Source organism: Glycomyces salinus, from assembly GCF_016428645.1.
Classification (GTDB): domain Bacteria; phylum Actinomycetota; class Actinomycetes; order Mycobacteriales; family Micromonosporaceae; genus Glycomyces; species Glycomyces salinus.
Genome location: NZ_JAELXW010000015.1, coordinates 89064 through 105320 on the forward strand (window position 1 = coordinate 89064; position 16257 = coordinate 105320).

18 protein-coding genes, 1 pseudogene and 1 riboswitch are annotated in these 16257 nt (G+C 70.0%); of the genes and pseudogenes, 16 read left to right on the forward strand and 3 right to left on the reverse strand.

The features are described from left to right. Positions 1-94: 94 nt before the first annotated feature. The 13 genes and pseudogenes from JFB92_RS06395 to JFB92_RS06455 all read left to right on the forward strand — a co-directional run bounded on the left by JFB92_RS06395 (position 95) and on the right by JFB92_RS06455 (position 10266). Positions 95-865, forward strand: coding sequence for a lysophospholipid acyltransferase family protein (locus tag JFB92_RS06395; protein WP_199036084.1), 771 nt, complete (start codon positions 95-97; stop codon positions 863-865). Positions 866-876: 11 nt separating this feature from the next. Beyond that, positions 877-1881: an NAD(P)H-dependent glycerol-3-phosphate dehydrogenase gene (locus JFB92_RS06400; protein WP_199036086.1), complete on the forward strand. Its 1005-nt coding sequence runs from the start codon at positions 877-879 to the stop codon at positions 1879-1881. Then, the gene (locus tag JFB92_RS06405) at positions 1878-2927 is read left to right on the forward strand and encodes a D-alanine--D-alanine ligase family protein (protein ID WP_199036088.1); all 1050 of its coding nucleotides are present in this window, start codon (positions 1878-1880) and stop codon (positions 2925-2927) included. Before JFB92_RS06400 ends, JFB92_RS06405 begins: the two co-directional genes overlap by 4 nt. A gap of 162 nt (positions 2928-3089) precedes the next feature. Continuing rightward, the gene (gene rpsD, locus JFB92_RS06410) at positions 3090-3695 is read left to right on the forward strand and encodes a 30S ribosomal protein S4 (RefSeq protein WP_233162472.1); all 606 of its coding nucleotides are present in this window, start codon (positions 3090-3092) and stop codon (positions 3693-3695) included. Positions 3696-3944: 249 nt separating this feature from the next. Beyond that, the gene (gene infA / locus JFB92_RS06415) at positions 3945-4166 is read left to right on the forward strand and encodes a translation initiation factor IF-1 (protein WP_026929479.1); all 222 of its coding nucleotides are present in this window, start codon (positions 3945-3947) and stop codon (positions 4164-4166) included. 25 nt (positions 4167-4191) lie between these two features. After that, positions 4192-4308: a 50S ribosomal protein L36 gene (gene rpmJ / locus JFB92_RS06420; protein WP_081687242.1), complete on the forward strand. Its 117-nt coding sequence runs from the start codon at positions 4192-4194 to the stop codon at positions 4306-4308. Positions 4309-4473: 165 nt separating this feature from the next. Further along, positions 4474-4848 (forward strand): 30S ribosomal protein S13, encoded by a 375-nt coding sequence (rpsM, locus tag JFB92_RS06425; RefSeq protein ID WP_199036103.1) that lies wholly within the window; start codon positions 4474-4476, stop codon positions 4846-4848. Between the two features lie 11 nt (positions 4849-4859). Continuing rightward, a complete protein-coding gene (rpsK, locus tag JFB92_RS06430; protein ID WP_199036110.1) occupies positions 4860-5258 on the forward strand; it encodes a 30S ribosomal protein S11 in 399 nt (132 codons plus the stop codon). A 67-nt stretch (positions 5259-5325) separates the two neighbouring features. Further along, positions 5326-6372, forward strand: a complete 1047-nt coding sequence (locus JFB92_RS06435; protein WP_199036112.1) for a DNA-directed RNA polymerase subunit alpha — start codon at positions 5326-5328, stop codon at positions 6370-6372. A gap of 69 nt (positions 6373-6441) precedes the next feature. Continuing rightward, positions 6442-6789: pseudogene (gene rplQ / locus JFB92_RS06440) on the forward strand (50S ribosomal protein L17); the annotation flags it as partial. A gap of 72 nt (positions 6790-6861) precedes the next feature. Then, on the forward strand, positions 6862-7707 hold the full coding sequence (gene truA / locus JFB92_RS06445; RefSeq protein ID WP_199036114.1) for a tRNA pseudouridine(38-40) synthase TruA: 846 nt from the start codon (positions 6862-6864) through the stop codon (positions 7705-7707). A gap of 166 nt (positions 7708-7873) precedes the next feature. Continuing rightward, the gene (locus tag JFB92_RS06450) at positions 7874-9280 is read left to right on the forward strand and encodes a hemolysin family protein (RefSeq protein ID WP_199036116.1); all 1407 of its coding nucleotides are present in this window, start codon (positions 7874-7876) and stop codon (positions 9278-9280) included. After that, positions 9250-10266 carry a hemolysin family protein gene (locus tag JFB92_RS06455; protein ID WP_199036119.1) on the forward strand — a complete coding sequence of 339 codons (1017 nt, stop codon included), beginning with the start codon at positions 9250-9252 and terminating at the stop codon, positions 10264-10266. The genes JFB92_RS06450 and JFB92_RS06455 overlap by 31 nt, the downstream gene beginning before the upstream one ends. Before the next feature lie 38 nt (positions 10267-10304). On the opposite strand, the gene JFB92_RS06460 is transcribed toward JFB92_RS06455, so the two are convergent. The 3 genes from JFB92_RS06460 to JFB92_RS06470 all read right to left on the reverse strand — a co-directional run bounded on the left by JFB92_RS06460 (position 10305) and on the right by JFB92_RS06470 (position 13491). Next, a complete protein-coding gene (locus JFB92_RS06460; protein WP_199036120.1) occupies positions 10305-11135 on the reverse strand; it encodes a TetR/AcrR family transcriptional regulator in 831 nt (276 codons plus the stop codon). A gap of 164 nt (positions 11136-11299) precedes the next feature. Then, entirely contained in the window at positions 11300-12319 is a 1020-nt protein-coding gene (locus tag JFB92_RS06465; RefSeq protein ID WP_199036122.1) for a proprotein convertase P-domain-containing protein, read from the reverse strand. Between the two features lie 203 nt (positions 12320-12522). Further along, entirely contained in the window at positions 12523-13491 is a 969-nt protein-coding gene (locus JFB92_RS06470) for a hypothetical protein (RefSeq protein ID WP_199036124.1), read from the reverse strand. Positions 13492-13581: 90 nt separating this feature from the next. Between JFB92_RS06470 and JFB92_RS06475 the strand changes: the two genes are divergently transcribed. The 3 genes from JFB92_RS06475 (at position 13582) to thiS (ending at position 16256) form a co-directional block, all read left to right on the forward strand. Continuing rightward, positions 13582-14196, forward strand: a complete 615-nt coding sequence (locus JFB92_RS06475; RefSeq protein ID WP_199036126.1) for a class I SAM-dependent methyltransferase — start codon at positions 13582-13584, stop codon at positions 14194-14196. 82 nt (positions 14197-14278) lie between these two features. After that, positions 14279-14389: riboswitch (TPP riboswitch) on the forward strand. Next, positions 14380-16068 (forward strand): glycine oxidase ThiO, encoded by a 1689-nt coding sequence (gene thiO, locus JFB92_RS06480; RefSeq protein WP_199036128.1) that lies wholly within the window; start codon positions 14380-14382, stop codon positions 16066-16068. (Overlaps the previous riboswitch by 10 nt.) Beyond that, positions 16065-16256, forward strand: coding sequence for a sulfur carrier protein ThiS (gene thiS, locus JFB92_RS06485; RefSeq protein ID WP_199036130.1), 192 nt, complete (start codon positions 16065-16067; stop codon positions 16254-16256). The genes thiO and thiS overlap by 4 nt, the downstream gene beginning before the upstream one ends. Position 16257: the final 1 nt, after the last annotated feature.

Below are 16257 nucleotides of genomic sequence, written 5' to 3' on the forward strand. Positions count from 1 at the left end.
TTTCACCCACAGCCGCGTTCCCGTCTCCCGTCCCCCACGGGACGGGCTATAGAGTGCTCTCCACAGAACCATCCCACACAGAAGGAGCAACCGGGTGACCGAGGAGACGGTCGGCGCCAAGTACGCCTTCCGCCGAGCGGGAGGCGACCGGCTCGGCTGGGTCCACATCCCCGGCGGCGTCTTCAAGGGCGGCATGGCGCTGCTGACCAAGCGCGACTGGCGGGGGATGGAGCACATCCCGCTCACCGGCCCGGTCATCTTCGTCTGGAACCACTACTCCGACATCGACCCGCTCCCGGTCTGCCACTTCGTCTACAACTCCGGGCGCCACCCCAGGTTCCTGCTCAAGAACACCCTCGTCGAGATCCCCGTCCTCGGACCGATCCTCAAGGCCACCGGCCAGATCCCGGTCTACCGCGGCCGCCGCGACGCCGGAGACTCCCTGCGGGAGGCCGTCAAGGTCCTCCAGAACGGCGGCTCGGTCCTCATCGCCCCCGAAGGCAGCGTCACCAAGGAACCCGACCGCTGGCCCATGCGAGGCAAGACCGGCGTCGCGCGACTGGCCATGGAGACCGGCGCCCCCGTGGTCCCGATCGTCCAGTGGGGCGCCCTGGCCATCCACGACCGCCACCGCAGCCCCAAGCTCAAACTCGGCAGGCGCAAACCGGTCACCGTCAAGGCCCTCCCGCCGATCGACCTGTCGCGGTGGAAGGACACCGAGATCGACCGCGAGAGCCTCACCGCCGTGACCGACCACATCATGGACACCCTGCGCCTCGGCGTCGCCGAGCTCCGCGGCCAGACCCCTCCGCCCCTGTTCGACCTCCGCAAGAGCCGAAGCGAAGAAAGCGAGTCGAACGAGTGAGAGCAGCCGTGATGGGAGCCGGATCTTGGGGGACCGTGTTCGCCAAGATCCTCGCCGACGCCGGCACCGACGTCACGCTCTGGGCCAGGCGGGAGGCGGTCGCCGCGGCGGTCAACGAGCACCACCGAAACCCCGACTACTTCCCCGACGTCGAACTGCCCGAACGCGTCGCCGCCACCGGCGACCCCGCCGCAGCCCTGCGCGGCGCGGAAATCGTCGTCCTGTCGATCCCCAGCCAGACCCTGCGCGACAACCTCGCCGCCTGGTCCGATCTCATCGGACCCGACACCACCCTGGTCAGCCTCATGAAGGGCATCGAACTGGGCACCACCGCCCGCATGACCGAGGTCGTCGCCGAGGTCACCGGCGCCGACCCGAAGCGGATCGCCGTCGTCACCGGCCCGAACCTCGCCCGCGAGATCGCCGAGCAGCAGCCGACCGCCTCGGTCGTGGCCTGCTCCGACCATGAGCGCGCCGTCGCGATCCAGCGCGCGGTCACCACCGGCTACTTCCGGCCCTACACCAACACCGACGTCATCGGCTGCGAGCTCGGCGGCGCGGTCAAGAACGTCATCGCCCTCGCCTACGGCATGGCCGCGGGCATGGGCTTGGGCGACAACACCCGGGCCACCATCATCACCCGCGGACTGGCCGAGACCACCCGCCTGGGCATCCGGCTCGGCGCCGACCCGGGCACCTTCGCCGGCCTCGCCGGCCTCGGCGACCTGGTCGCCACCTGCTCCTCGCCGCTGTCCCGCAACCACACCTTCGGCGAGCAGCTCGGGCTCGGCGCCACCTTGGAAGAGGCCGAGCGCGTCACCAAGCAGACCGCCGAAGGGGTCAAGAGCTGCCGCTCGATCACCGACCTCGCCCGCAAGGTGGGAGTCGAGATGCCCATCTGCGAGGCGGTCGTGCGGGTCTGCCACGAAGGACTCGACCCCCGGGCAGCGGTGGCCATGCTCATGGGCCGCGAGACGAAACCCGAAACCGACACTCTGAGGTCCGATCAACCATGACTAAGCCAACCGTCGCCGTCTTCTTCGGCGGACGCAGCGTCGAACAGCCCGTCTCGTGCGCCTCGGCCTCCGGCGTTGCCGACGCGCTCCGCGAACGCGGCTTCGAGGTCACCTCCATCGGCATCACCCGCGAGGGCGACTGGGTCGAGCTGCCGGCCGGGACGAGCTTCGCCCTCGAGTCCGGCTCGTCGCTGCCCGAGGTAACCGCCGAGGCCGGGAAGGCCGTCGCGGTCGACCTCGGCCCCGGCTCGACCCCGGTCGCCGAGGTCGCCTTCCCGGTCCTGCACGGGCCCTACGGCGAGGACGGCACCATCCAGGGCCTGTTCGAGATGGCCGGCCTGCCCTACGTCGGTTCGGGCGTCCTGTCCAGCTCGCTGTGCATGGACAAGGAGTTCAGCAAGCGGCTGCTGGCCGCCGAGGGCGTCGCACAGGGTGACTTCGCGGTGCTCAAGGCCGGCGAGGAGCTCGACGCCGAGGCCGTGGTCGAGCGGCTCGGCCTGCCGGTGTTCGTCAAGCCCGCCCGCGCCGGCTCCAGCCTCGGCATCAGCCGCGCCAAGTCCGCCTCGGACCTGGCCGAGGCCGTGGCCAAGGCCCGCGAGGTCGACGACAAGGTCGTGTTCGAGGCCGGTTTCGTCAACGTCCGCGAGATCGAGATGGGCGTGGTCGAGACCCTCGACGGCGACCTGGAGGTCACCTACCCGCTCGAGGTGCTCGCCCGCGGCGAGGACGGCTGGTTCGACTTCGACGCGAAGTACCTGGACAACCCCGAGCCGTTCGACCTGAGGCCCGACTTCCCCGAGGGCGTGACCGAGCGCGCCCAGGACCTGGCCCGGAAGGTCTTCCGGCTGCTGGACTGCCGCGACCTGGCCCGCGTCGACTGCTTCCTGGCCGAGGACGGCACCGTCTACCTCAACGAGGTCAACACCATGCCGGGCATGACCCCGATGAGCGGCGTGCCGCAGGCCTTCGCCGCGGCCGGGCTCTCGTACGGGGAGCTGGTGGAGCGCCTCGTCACTCTCGCCGCGGCCCGAGCTGGGCGCTCCTGACCGCGGCGCGTACCCTGGCAGAGTTGACGTGCTCTGCACGAGCGCGTCGACCAGCCGTATACCCGTGTGCGCGCCTCGATGCGCGCTACACTCCCGCGTCTCCGCCGGTCGGAGGCGACCTGTGCCTCGTGTGAGGCAACACATGAATTCACTGGAGAGAAATTGCAAGCCAAGGCGAAAGTCAAGCTTTCCCGATCCCTCGGCGTCGCGCTGACGCCGAAGGCCGCCAAGTACATGGAGCGCCGTCCCTACCCTCCGGGGCAGCACGGCCGCGGCCGCAAGAAGGAATCGGACTACAAAAACCAGCTCGTCGAGAAGCAGCGGCTGCGCGCGCAGTACAACATCAGCGAGCGTCAGCTGCGCAACGTCTACGCCGAGGCCGTGCGCAAGCCCGGCAAGACCGGTGAGGTCCTGGTCGGCCTGCTCGAGTCGCGCCTCGACGCGTTCGTGCTGCGGGCCGGATTCGCGCGCACGGTCTACCAGGCACGCCAGTTCGTCAACCACGGGCACTTCACCGTCAACGGCCGCAAGGTCGACATCCCGTCGTACCGGCTCAAGCCCGGCGACTTCGTGCAGGTGAAGAAGAAGTCGCGCTCGATGGACCCGTTCAAGCTGGCCGCCGCCGGCGCCTGGGCTTCCGAGCAGACCCCGGCCTACGTCGAGGCGCACCTGGAGGGCTTGATCGCCCGCTTCCTGAGCGTGCCCGAGCGCAAGGCCGTCCCGGTCATCTGCGACGAGCAGCTCGTGGTCGAGTACTACTCCAAGTGATCGAGTGACGCGTCCGAGTGCCGCCCGTCACGGGCAGGTCCCCTGGTGGGCGGCTTCGGGACGCGAGTAGACTCCATCAGTGGTGCAGACCCTGCCCGGGTTCCCACGCGCTCCGGTGAGCCCGGCGCGGCTGAACATATAGGGCTGCATTCTCTCGCCCGCCCGCCTCGCGGGCTGGCAGTGCCAGTTGCCTCGCACCCGACCCGGGTGCGGGGTGTTCGGATCCGAGTTGTCACGGTAGCGGAGGACATGCCGAAAAAAGACGGTGCCATCGAGATTGAAGGCAAGGTTGTCGAGTCCCTCCCGAACGCCATGTTCAGGGTGGAACTCACCAACGGCCACAAAGTACTCGCACACATCAGCGGCAAAATGCGCCAGAACTACATCCGCATCCTCCCCGAGGACCGGGTAGTCGTGGAGCTCTCGCCGTATGACCTGTCACGCGGTCGGATCGTCTACCGCTATCGCTGACCTGACCTACAGCTAAGCAGGACTCGTGAAAGTCAAACCGAGCGTCAAGAAGATCTGCAAGAACTGCCGTGTGATCCGCCGGCACGGACGAGTGATGGTCATCTGCTCGTCCGACCCGCGTCACAAGCAGCGTCAGGGCTAGATCTCAACGCATCATGGAAGGCCCCGACAGGGGCAACCACTGCCAGTGGCGGCCGACGCCACAACCCCCGGCTCGGAGGCCGGGGCCCGCACTGCGGGTTCGCCAACGCGGACCGCTGCGGGGCGGCAGCGGTCAGACCTCCGACAACGCTAGGAGAACGCCTAGATGGCACGCCTGGTCGGAGTGGATCTCCCGCGCGACAAGCGCCTGGAGATCGCGCTCACCTACATCTACGGTGTCGGCCGTACGCGGTCGCTCGAGACGATCGCCGCGACCGGCCTGGACCGGAACAAGCGCGTCAAGGACCTCACCGACGAAGAGATGGTGCAGCTCCGCGACCACATCGAGGAGCACTACCAGGTCGAAGGCGACCTGCGCCGCGAGGTGCAGGCCGACATCCGCCGCAAGATCGAGATCGGTTGCTACCAGGGCCTGCGTCACCGCTTCGGCCTCCCGGTCCACGGTCAGCGGACCAAGACCAACGCCCGCACCCGCAAAGGCCCGAAGAAGACCGTCGCGGGCAAGAAGAAGGCACGTTAGGAGCGCAACTGATGCCACCGAAGACTCGCGGCGGGTCCAAAACCTCGCGCGCCAAGAAGAAGAACGTGCCCCACGGGCACGCCCACATCAAGAGCACCTTCAACAACACCATCGTGTCGATCACCGACCCGACCGGTGCGGTCGTCTCCTGGTCCTCCTCGGGCCAGGTCGGCTTCAAGGGCTCTCGCAAGTCGACCCCGTACGCCGCGCAGATGGCCGCCGAGGCCGCCGCGCGCCGTGCCATGGACAACGGCATGCGCAAGGTCGACGTCTACGTCAAGGGTCCCGGCTCCGGCCGCGAGACCGCGATCCGCTCGCTCCAGGCCGTCGGCCTCGAGGTCGGATCGATCAACGACGTGACGCCGCAGCCCCACAACGGCTGCCGTCCGCCCAAGCGCCGCCGCGTCTAGGGATCGAAATACTCCAAGTGTCAGCGGCGTCATATAGCGGGCGCCCCGAACCGAAGGAATCACCGAAGTGCTTATCACTCAGCGGCCATCGCTCACCGAGTCGCAGATCAGCCCGACCCGCTCGAAGTTCACCATCGAACCGCTCGAGCCCGGGTTCGGCTACACGCTCGGCAACTCGCTGCGCCGGACCCTGCTGTCGTCCATCCCGGGCGCGGCGGTCACCTCGATCAAGATCGACGGCGTGCTGCACGAGTTCTCCACCATCCCCGGCGTGAAGGAAGACGTCGTGGAGCTGGTGCTGAACGTCAAGCAGATCTGCGTCTCCTCGGAGAACGACGAGCCGGCCACCATGTACCTGCGCAAGGAAGGCCCCGGCGAAGTCCTCGCCGGAGACATCCAGCCGCCCGCCGGCGTGCAGGTCCACAACCCCGAGCTCAAGCTGGCGACCCTCAACTCGAAGGGCCGCCTGGACATGGAGTTCGTGGTCGAGCGCGGGCGAGGCTACGTGTCGGCCCCGCAGAACAAGGCCGACACGAACGAGATCGGCCGCATCCCGGTCGACTCGATCTACTCGCCGGTGCTCAAGGTCGCCTACTCGGTCGACGCCACGCGCGTCGAGCAGCGCACCGACTTCGACAAGCTGACCGTCGACGTCGAGACCAAGGCCTCGACCTCGCCGCGGACGGCGCTGGCCTCGGCCGGCTCGACCCTGGTCGAGCTGTTCGGGCTCTACCGCGAGCTCGACACCGAGGCCGAGGGCATCGACGTCGGGCCCAGCCCGGCCGACCAGCAGCTGGCGGCCGACCTGGCGCTGCCGATCGAGGACCTCGACATGACCGTCCGGTCCTACAACTGCCTCAAGCGCGAGGGCGTCAACTCCGTCGGTGAGCTGATCCAGCGCACCGAGGCCGACCTGCTCGACATCCGCAACTTCGGGCAGAAGTCGATCGACGAGGTCAAGATGAAGCTGGCCGGCATGGGCCTGAGCCTGAAGGACTCGCCGGGCACCTTCGACCCGTCCGAGGCCGCCGCGGCCTACGGAGGCAGCGAGGCCCCCGAGGGCGACGAGTACGAAGACGACGGTGAGGAACTCCGCGAGACCGAGCAGCTCTAGCGCTGCCCGAAACAGTGGCGGTCGGTTCCGTGAAACGGCCGGCCGCGCCAAACCCAGAGGAGCAAGACGATGCCCAAACCTTCCAAGGGCCCGCGCCTGGGCGGATCCCCGGCACACGAGAAGCTGATGCTCTCGGGCCTGGCGGCCCAGCTGTTCGAGCACGGCAGCATCACCACGACGCTGACCAAGGCCCGCCGGCTGCGTCCTTACGCCGAGCGCCTGATCACGTACGGCAAGAAGGGCAGCCTGCACCACCGCCGCCTGGCGCTGGCCAAGCTGCGCAACAAGGACGCCACCCACGACCTGTTCGAGCAGGTCGCGCCGCGGTTCGCCGAGCGCGAGGGCGGCTACACCCGGATCATCAAGGCCGGGAACCGCAAGGGCGACAACGCGCCGATGGCGATCATCGAGCTGGTCGACTAGCGACGTGCGAGAACCGCGCGCGAGGGCCCTGCCCCGCGCGCGGTTCTCCGTTTCCGGAGGATTTCTGTGGACAGGACCAGGCTGCGGCTCGGGGTCGCCTACGACGGCGCCGACTTCTCCGGGTGGGCGCTGCAACCGGGGCGGCGCACCGTCGCCGCCGAGGTGATCCGTGGACTGGAGATCCTCTTCGGCGCTGTCGAGGACTTCACCGTCGCCGGGCGCACCGACGCCGGTGTGCACGCCACCGGGCAGGTCGTCCACGTCGACGTGCCGACCGCCAAATGGGAGGAACTGGCCGAGCGGCTGCTGTGGCGGCTGCGCGGCATCCTTCCCCCCGACGTGCGGATAACGTCGTCCGAGGCGGTCGATCCGGCGTTCAACGCCCGCTTCGCCGCCCGGTGGCGCCGCTACACCTACCGGGTGGCCGACGCGACCTGGGGCGTCAACCCGCTGCGCCGCCGCGACACCCTCGCCTGGTCGCGGCCGCTCGACCTCGACCGCATGCACGCCGCCTGCCAGTCGCTGCTGGGCGAACACGACTTCGCCGGCCTGTGCAAGCACCGCGAGGGCGCGACCACCATCCGCGAGCTGCTCCAGTACGACTGGGCCCGCGACGGCGACGGCACGGCGGTGGCCACCGTCCGCGCCGACGCGTTCTGCCACTCCATGGTTCGCAGCCTGGTCGGGGCCGCCCTCGCCGTCGGCGACGGCCGCCGCGACGAGGACTGGCTCGCCTCCCTGCTCGACCTCGGCGAACGAGCGAACGACGTCCACGTCGTCGGCCCCGAGGGCCTGACCCTGGTCGAGGTCGACTACGCCGACGACCCGGCCGCCTGGAGGGCCCGCAGCGACACCACCCGCCGCGTCAGGACGCTCGGAACCGAACCGCCTGGGAGCGATGGAGGGCACTGAACCGCGGCCTCGGCGCCCGTTCCCGCTCTAGGGGTGTCCGGTGGTCCCGGGCGAGGCTGTATCCGGCCCGTTCGGGACCACCGGACACCCCCTAGTATCTTCTCGGTATGGACGATGACCGTCACAGATCCGAGCCGCTGTCGCATTCGACCGAGGTGACGCACCGGTGACAGCGGCCTGGATTCTTCTGGCGCTGACCGTCGTACTCATCGCGTTCAATGCCCTCTTCGTCGCCGCCGAGTTCGCACTCGTCACCGTCGACCGCCCCGCCATCGTCCGCTCCGCCGAGTCCGGCGACCGGCGCGCCCGCTCGGTCAGCCGGGCCCTGAGCAGCCTCTCCACCCAGCTGTCCGGCGCCCAACTGGGCATCACCATCACCAGCCTGATCGTGGGCTTCATCGCCGAACCGTCGATCGCGACTCTCCTGTCGGCGCCGTTGAGCGCGACCGGACTGCCCGAGGGCACGAGCCTGGGCGTCGCCTTCGGTGCGGCGTTCGTGATCGCCACCGTCTCCCAGATGGTCTTTGGCGAACTCATCCCCAAGAACTGGGCCATCAGCGAACCGCTGCGGATCTCCCGCGCCGTGGCCGGACCGCAGCGGCTCTTCACCGCCGCCGGCAAGCCCCTGATCTGGGTGCTCAACGGCGCCTCGAACGCCATGGTGCGCGCGCTCGGCGTCGAACCGCGCGAGGAGCTGGCCACCGCCCGCACCGCCCAAGAGCTCGGCGCGATGGCGACCCGCTCGGCCGATCAAGGGCTGCTCGACCGCGGCACCGCCAACCGGCTCGCCCAGGCCGCCGACTTCGACCTGCTCACCGCCGCCGACGTGATGACCCCCAGACCGCGAGTGCGGTTCGTCGACGCCGACGCCACCGCCGCCGAGATCCTCGACCTGGTCTCGGCCACCGGATACGCCCGCTTCCCGGTCGAAGGCGAATCGGTCGACGACATCATCGGGGCCGTCCACTTCAAGTCGGCCCTGGCCGTCCCGGCCGAACGCCGCCACACGGTGACCGCCGCGGCCCTCAAGCGGCCGATCGCGGCCGTCCCCGGAACCATGCACCTCGACGACGTCCTGGCGCCGCTGCGCGAAGAACTCCAGTTGGCCGTCGTCGTCGACGAGTACGGCGGCACCGACGGCATCGTCACGCTCGAAGACCTGGTCGAGGAGGTGCTGGGGGAGATCGACGACGAGCAGGACCGGCCCGCCGGCCGGCCCCGGCGCCTGCCTGACGGGGCCTGGAGCCTCCCCGGCCTGATGCGGCCCGACGAGGTGGGCGACGCCACCGGCGTCGAACTGCCCGAACCGGAGGACACCGACACCATCGGCGGGCTCGTCACCGAGACCCTCGGACGCTTCCCCCGCAACGGCGACGCGATCGACCTCGACGGATTCGACCGGAGCCTGCTCGACGAGGACGGGCTGCCCACCCCGGTCCGATGCCGCCTCGAAGTCACCGCCGTCGACGGCCGCCGAGTCGCCCGAATCCGCCTGACCGCCTCGGCCCCCGAGCCGCCCGAGAACGAAGGGGGCGACCGGTTATGGACCTCACCGGCATCCTCATCGGCCTGATCCTGCTGGCCGGCAACGCCTTCTTCGTCGGCGCCGAGTTCGCCCTGATCGCGGCCCGGCGCACCCAGATCGAACCGCGCGCCGCCGCCGGCGGCAAAGCGGCCCGCCTGACCCTGCGCGCCCTGGAACGCGTCTCGCTGATGATGGCCGGGGCGCAACTGGGCATCACCATGTGCTCCCTGGGCCTGGGCGCGGTCGCCGAACCGGCCGTCGCCCACGCGATCGAGGGACCGCTGGACTCGATGGGCGTACCGCACGCGATGGTGCACCCCATCGCCCTGGTCATCGCGCTGACGATCGTCCTGTCCTTCCACATGACGGTGGGGGAGATGGTCCCCAAGAACATCGCGATCGCCGCCCCCGAACGGGCCGCGCTCATCCTGGGCCCGCCGCTGTACGTCATCGTCACCGTCTTCAAGCCGCTGCTGGTCGTCATCAACTGGATCGCCAACGCGGTGCTGCGGCTGCTGAAGGTCACCCCGCAGGACGAGGTGGCCTCGGCCTTCACCGCCGACCAGGTCGCCGGGTACATCGCCGAGTCCAAGCGGGAGGGCCTGCTCGACGACGAGGCCCACACCCTGCTGACCGGCGCGCTCTCCATCGGCGACGAGACGGTCGAGTCGATCACGGTCCCCATGGACGACCTGGTCACCGCCGCCGACACCAGCACCGTCGGCGACCTGCGGGAGCGCTGCGTGGAGACCGGCTACTCCCGCTTCCCGATCACCGGCCGGACCGGGGAAGAGATCGGCTACGTCCACATCAAGGACCTCCTCGACTACGACTACGACCAGCCGCTCCCGGCCGAGGCCGTCCGGCCCCTGGTCCGCCTCGCCGCCGACACGCCGCTGGACCGGGCGCTGTCGGCCATGCAGAGCGAGGTCACCCACGTCGCGCTCGCCGTCGACGACCAGGGCCGCGCGGTCGGCGCGGTCATGCTCGGGGACCTGGTCTCCCGGCTGGTCGGCGAAAGGATCGTCCTCTGAACCGGCGGTGACGCCCGGAGCGATCCCGGGACGGTGACTCAGTCGCCCCGGGCGATGCGTTCGAGCGCGTCACGGGCCTCCGCGACGCGCTTCTCGTTCCAGACGACGTCCGGATCGGGTTCGAGGAAGGTCCATTCGATGGCGCCGAGCGCCAGCGCCGACGGGCTCCACTCGGCCGACGCCACCGCGCCGAACGGCCTGCCCTCGATCCGCTCCGATGACAGGCCCGGAATGGTCGGCTCCATCAGCAGCATGCCGCGGAGCGCGGCGTTCAGCAGGGTCGCGAGCGTTTCGAATCCAGCGCCGACTTCGGGCCGGATCCGGTAGCCGAGCAGGCGGGCGAACTGCCGGTGGGCGTCGGCTATGCGGGTGACGAATCCGTGCTCGGCCGCGGTGAGCGCCTCGCGCACGTCGTCCCGCAGCGGCCCGTCCTCTAGGCTCAGGAAGGTCGCGTGCAGCGCGAGGTAGGAGCGCCAGGCGGTGGAGTGGCGGACGGTCTCGAAATCGCGGTTGGCGCGGACGACCTCGCTCAGGAGGCGGTGGCGGCCCTCGGGGGTGGCCAGGAGATAGAGCCGCGCGGAGACGGCCTCGGCCACCTCCCGCACCGAGGTCTCGGATCCGAACTCCGCCGGGACGGCGCCCTTGGACAGTTCGCGCAGCAGGTCGGAGAAGAACAGGTCCTTGTAGGGCCAGCGGCGGTAGACGGCGCTGCGGGCGACCCCGGCGCGGCGGATGACGTCCTCGAAGCTCAGGTGCTCCAGACTCACCGTCAGGCCGGTCTCGCCGACCATGTCGACGGCGGCGGTCAGCATCCGCTCCTCGGTCTCCTTGTCGGTCAGGCGGGTCCTGCGGCGAGTGGGTCCGGTCACGGCGGCCTCCGATTCTATTGAGACATGATATCCCAAGTTTGGTATCCTAAACTCAGCGTTGGGCTGAAGCGAGGCTACCAGCGCAGACACCCGACTAGGAAAACCGCCTTGAACACCACCGCACCCAGAAACACCGGGCGATTCGCCCGGCCCCGGCTTGCGCCTCACAGCTCTATGGACCAGCCCTCAAGGGCGCCGGTGGAGCCGCCCCAATAGGTGTCGGTCACCTCGAGCGTCCAAGTGCCCGAAGCGGACTCGTTCGAGAGGTCCAGCGAGTAGGAGCGCGTGCCGAACTCGCCCGAACCCGAGCCCGACGACTGGACGGTGTAGACCGTCCCGTCCGGCGCCACCAGGTCGGCCTCGATGTCGCCGGAGTACGGGTGCGAGATCTCGACCGTGACCGTGCTCGAAGACGAGGCCGCGCCGTCGCAGTCGACGGTCACGGGGGCCTCGATGGTCGTGCCCTCGGTGATGGTGGCCGGGCCGTCGAAGGCGCCGGCGCACTCGCCGCCGCCACCGCTGGTGCCGCAGTAGGTGCTCATGTGCGACTGGAGCGCGCTGTGCTCGGCCGAGTCGACGGCCAGGTCGTACAAGTACTTGACGTGGATCCACGCCTTGACGTAGTCGCAGCGGACCGAGGTGTTCGACGGCATCCACTCGGCCGGGTCGAAGGAGCTCTTCGAGCTGTTCGACGACCTGGAGGCGATCCACAGCTGCGGGGAGTCGACGTCGTTGGCGAAGGCCTCGCGCTGCGAGGTGCTCCAGGCCCACGCGCCCGAGCCCCACGCCTCGTGCAGGGGCACGACGTGGTCGATCGTGGCGTTGGAGACGTCGCTGGTCCAGGTGTTGTCGTAGTCGGACTGCCAGGAGCCGGAGTCGGGCTGGCAGTCCGAGCCGGTCTCGACATTGCTGCCGTCGCGGCCGAGGACGTACTGGCGGGCGGTGCAGCCGCCGCCGACGCTCGACCAGTGGGGGAACAGGTCGCGGTCGTAGGAGCCGTTGTTCGACTCCGGAGTGACGGTCAGAGTGTTCAATTCGGACTGTGCTGTTGAGGCGGACGGGATGCCCGGGGGCCGTACGGCCTCGGCCGGGCCGGAACCGAGTACGACTGCGGCGGCAACGGTGAGCGCCGTGGCGGCCAGTACCGCCGCCGCGCGCCGTGCGTGGCGCGAGAGGGTGTGCATGTTGTGCTCCTGCCGGATCGGGGGGATCACTGGTGGACGGCGTTGTGGCAGAGCGAAGGGCAGAGGGTCGCCCATCGACTCCCCTCGATAGAAACATGGGATGATAGGTCAACGCAATACGCGGAAGCGAATGTTAACGGCAAGGCCATATGTTCCTCACGAAGTATCCGCGGTGCGGACATTCCGCGGCCGGTCCCCGCCGGTCACTCCACGTCGCGGCGCGGCCGGAGCTGGTCCACCAGCCAGACGTCGACCAGGTCGTTCACCACCGTCAGCACCGGGTCGTCCGCCTCGGTGAGGTCCTCGCCGTCGGTGCGGCCGATGACGACGTACAGTAGGTAGTGGCCGTAGGCGATGTAACCGAGCATGGTCTTGGCCCGGCCCAACTCGGAGGCGTCACCGCCGGTGCGCAGCACCGCGAAGTTGCCCCCGGACTCGACGGCCTCGCGCAGCTCCTCGGCCTCGGCGGCGTCGGCCAGGTTGACCACGCCCGCCGTGGCGGCGAACTCGCCGCCGGAGTCGACCATCGTCGCGCGCACGACCTGGGTGCAGCCCGAATCGGCCAGCAGGTCGGCCAGGTCCTCGAGCCCGGCCTCGGAGCAGTCGGCGAGCTCCTCGGTCTCGAGGACCTCGTAGGACCCGTCGGCCCCGGCCGGAGTGAACGTGGTCGAGCCGAACAGCTCGGCGACCGACAGCGGCTCGGAGTCGGTCTCGCGGCTCTCGATCGGGTCGACCACCTCGGGCGCCTCGTCGGCCTCGGAGTCGGCGTCCTCGGACGGCTCGGAGTCGTCGGAGCCGGGCTGCGCGGTCGGATTCTCCTCGCCCTCGTTGAGCACGATGTAGGCCCCTGCGGTGCAGGCGGCCACGACGGCCAGACCGCTGACCACGGACAGGGCGATCAGCCACCAGCGCTTGCGGCTGCGGGCGCGCTGGGCGGCGCGGCGGAGGGGGCGGGAGGCGTGGATGCGCTCCAGGTGCGCCTCCATCTCCTCCTCGGGGGAGCGAAACGACTCCGCTGAGGGCATCGGCGTCTGCTCGGGAGTGAACCGGACCGTCGGCGCGGTCGGGCCATCGCGATCGGCGCTCTCGGGCCGGTCGGCATACTCGTCGGTGTGGTCGAAGCGTCCCTGCGATCCCTGCGGGACTCCGAAGGGGGACGGGCGGTGTGCCATAGATCGCATCCTATCCACGACAGTGCCCCGAGTCGTCGAACCTTCCCCCTGGAGGGGGAGCGGCAGGTCCCCGCGGGTGACAATGGGGGCATGTCAGAAGGCCAGGCCGAGCGTCCAGAGCACTATTTCAGCGAAGAGCCCGCAGTCGACGAACGCGAGCGCGTGATCGAGTTCGAGCTCGACGGGGAGCGGTACGAGCTGACCGCCTCGACGGGCGTCTTCTCGGGGACGCGCCTGGACCCGGGGACGAGCGTCCTGCTGCACAAGGTGATCCCGCCCGAGGAGGCGGGCGTCTTCCTGGATCTGGGCTGCGGCTACGGCCCGATCAGCGCGGTGCTGGCCCGACGCGGGGACGCCGAGGTGTGGGCCGTCGACGTCAATCGGCGCGCGCTGGACCTGACCCGCCGGAACACCGAGAAGTCCCCCGGGAGTGTGCGGGTCTCGACCCCCGACGAGGTCCCTGGGGAGGTCGAGTTCGACGAGATCTGGTCCAACCCGCCGATCAAGGTGGGCAAGACCGCGCTCCACGAGATGCTGCTGGCCTGGCTGCCGCGCCTCAAACCCGGCGGCCTCGCCTGGCTGGTCGTCTCCAAGCACCTCGGCGCGGACTCGCTCGCGCGCTGGCTGACCGAGAACGGCTGGTCCGTCGACAAGCACGCCAGCGCCAAGGGCTACCGGGTCCTGAAGGTCGAACGCCGAGCCTGAACCGGGCGGAACGGCCGGTGTCCACTTCTTGGCACGAGCCTTGTCATCGCCGCGCGTGATGACGTACGGTGTTGACCGTAAGCGAACCACCCACGGGAGCCCGATGCATCGGGCTGAGAGGGGACTCGGTAGTCCCGACCGTCGAACCTGATCCAGGTCATGCTGGCGCAGGGAGAAGGAGATATGAACGCTACCCGTCTACCGCGGCTCCACGTCATCACCGACACCCGCCCCGGGGCCTCCCCGATCCCCGTCGCGGCCGCCGCGCTCCAAGCCGGCGCCCGCCTCGTCCAGGTCCGCCCCGAAGACCACTTCCACGACCGGGCCGCCTTCGACCTCGCCGCCGCGATCGCCGAGCTCTGCGATGAGCAGGGCGCGCTGTGCCTGGTCAACGACCGCGTCCACATAGCTCAGGCCGTGGGCGCCGACGGCGTCCACCTCGGCGACGACGACCTCCCCGTCGACGTCGCCCGCCGCATCCTCCCGGCCGCCTCCATCGTCGGCGGCACCTGCCGCGAACCCGAGGCCGCCCGCGCCGCGCGCCGCGCCGGCGCCACCTACCTCGGCGTCGGACCCGTCTACCGGACCGGCACCAAGACCGGCCTCCCCGACGCGATCGGCCTGGACGGACTCGCCGCCGTCTGCGAAGCGGTCGACCTCCCGGTCATCGCCATCGGCGGCATCACCGCCGAACGCGCCCGGGCCTGCCGGGACGCCGGGGCCCACGGCGTCGCCGTCGTCGGCGCGATCGCCGACGCCGACGACCCCAAGCGGGCCACCGCCGAACTGCTCGAGGCCGTAGGGGTCTTAGCCATGCGAATCGCCGTCGTCGGCGCCGGGTCCATCGGCCTCGCCATCGCCTGGCGGGCCGCCCGGCAGGGTGCCGACACCACCGTCTACGACCCCGATCCCGGATCGGGCGCCTCGCGCGTCGCCGCCGGCATGATCGCCGCGGTCACCGAAGCCCAGTTCGGCGAGGGGGCGATGCTCCCGTTCATGGCCGAATCGGCCGACGCCTGGCCGCGTTTCGCCGCCGAACTCGAAGCCGCCTCCGGCACCGCGGTCGGCTACCGCGACGTGCCGACCGTCATGGTCGGGATCGAGGACGCCGACCGCGCGGAAATCGACCGGCAGCAGGATATCTATCGATCGACCGATAGAAACCTTGAGACTCTTACCGGGCGCGCCTCCCGAAAGTCCGAGCCCCTGCTCAGCCACCGCGCGCGGGGCGGCGTGCTGGTCCCCGGAGACCACGCGGTGGACCCGCGCGCCGTCCACCGGGCCCTATTGGAGGCCGCCGAGCAAGCCGGTGCCCGGATCCGGGCCGAGCGGATCGAGGACCCGGCCGACCTCGAGGCCGATCAAGTCGTCATCGCCGCCGGATGCGGATCGGCCCGCTTCGGGCTGCCGATCCGCCCCGTCCGAGGAGTGGTGCTGCGCCTGCGGGCCCCGGCGGCGCAGCCGCTGCCGCGCACCACGGTCCGCGCCTATGTCCAGGGCCATCCGGTCTACATCGTCGCCCGCGAATCGCGTGAGGTCCTCATCGGCGCCACCAGCGACGAGCGGGGTTTCGATCGATCGACAGGAACTGCCGGAGCGGTCCACGACCTGCTCCGTCGGGCCATCGCCGTGGTGCCCGAAGTGGCCGAGTACCACCTCGAGGAGGTCACCGTCGGCTTCCGTCCCACCGCCCCCGACAACCTGCCGCTGCTGGGCCGCCTCGACGAGTGCACCATCGCCGCCACCGGCCACTACCGGCACGGCATCGCACTCCTCCCCGGCACCGCCGACCGCATAGCGGATCTCGCGCTCGGCGTGGACGACGCCATCCCCAAGGCATTCGATCCCCTGCGATTCAAGGAGGGCTCGTGAAGATCGAACTCAACGGCACCGCGCGCGAAGACATCGCCACCGTCGCCGAAGCCGTCGCGGCCGTCAGCGAGGCCCGCCGTGGCCTCGCGGTCGCCGTCAACGGCGACGTCGTGCCCCGCTCCGAATGGGACCGTCCGCTCGACGAAGGCGATAGCGTCGAGATCCTCACCGCCACACAGGGAGGCTGAA

What these genes read in the sequence shown, in the direction of transcription:
- JFB92_RS06400 (WP_199036086.1), top strand. Translation starts at nt 877, where the DNA reads ATGGGAGCCGGATCTTGGGGGACCGTGTTCGCCAAGATCCTCGCCGAC.
- JFB92_RS06405 (WP_199036088.1), top strand. Translation starts at nt 1,878, where the DNA reads ATGACTAAGCCAACCGTCGCCGTCTTCTTCGGCGGACGCAGCGTCGAA.
- infA (WP_026929479.1), top strand. Translation starts at nt 3,945, where the DNA reads ATGCCGAAAAAAGACGGTGCCATCGAGATTGAAGGCAAGGTTGTCGAG.
- rpsM (WP_199036103.1), top strand. Translation starts at nt 4,474, where the DNA reads ATGGCACGCCTGGTCGGAGTGGATCTCCCGCGCGACAAGCGCCTGGAG.
- rpsK (WP_199036110.1), top strand. Translation starts at nt 4,860, where the DNA reads ATGCCACCGAAGACTCGCGGCGGGTCCAAAACCTCGCGCGCCAAGAAG.
- JFB92_RS06455 (WP_199036119.1), top strand. Translation starts at nt 9,250, where the DNA reads ATGGACCTCACCGGCATCCTCATCGGCCTGATCCTGCTGGCCGGCAAC.
- JFB92_RS06465 (WP_199036122.1), bottom strand. Translation starts at nt 12,319, where the DNA reads ATGCACACCCTCTCGCGCCACGCACGGCGCGCGGCGGCGGTACTGGCC.
- JFB92_RS06470 (WP_199036124.1), bottom strand. Translation starts at nt 13,491, where the DNA reads ATGGCACACCGCCCGTCCCCCTTCGGAGTCCCGCAGGGATCGCAGGGA.
- JFB92_RS06475 (WP_199036126.1), top strand. Translation starts at nt 13,582, where the DNA reads ATGTCAGAAGGCCAGGCCGAGCGTCCAGAGCACTATTTCAGCGAAGAG.
- thiO (WP_199036128.1), top strand. Translation starts at nt 14,380, where the DNA reads ATGAACGCTACCCGTCTACCGCGGCTCCACGTCATCACCGACACCCGC.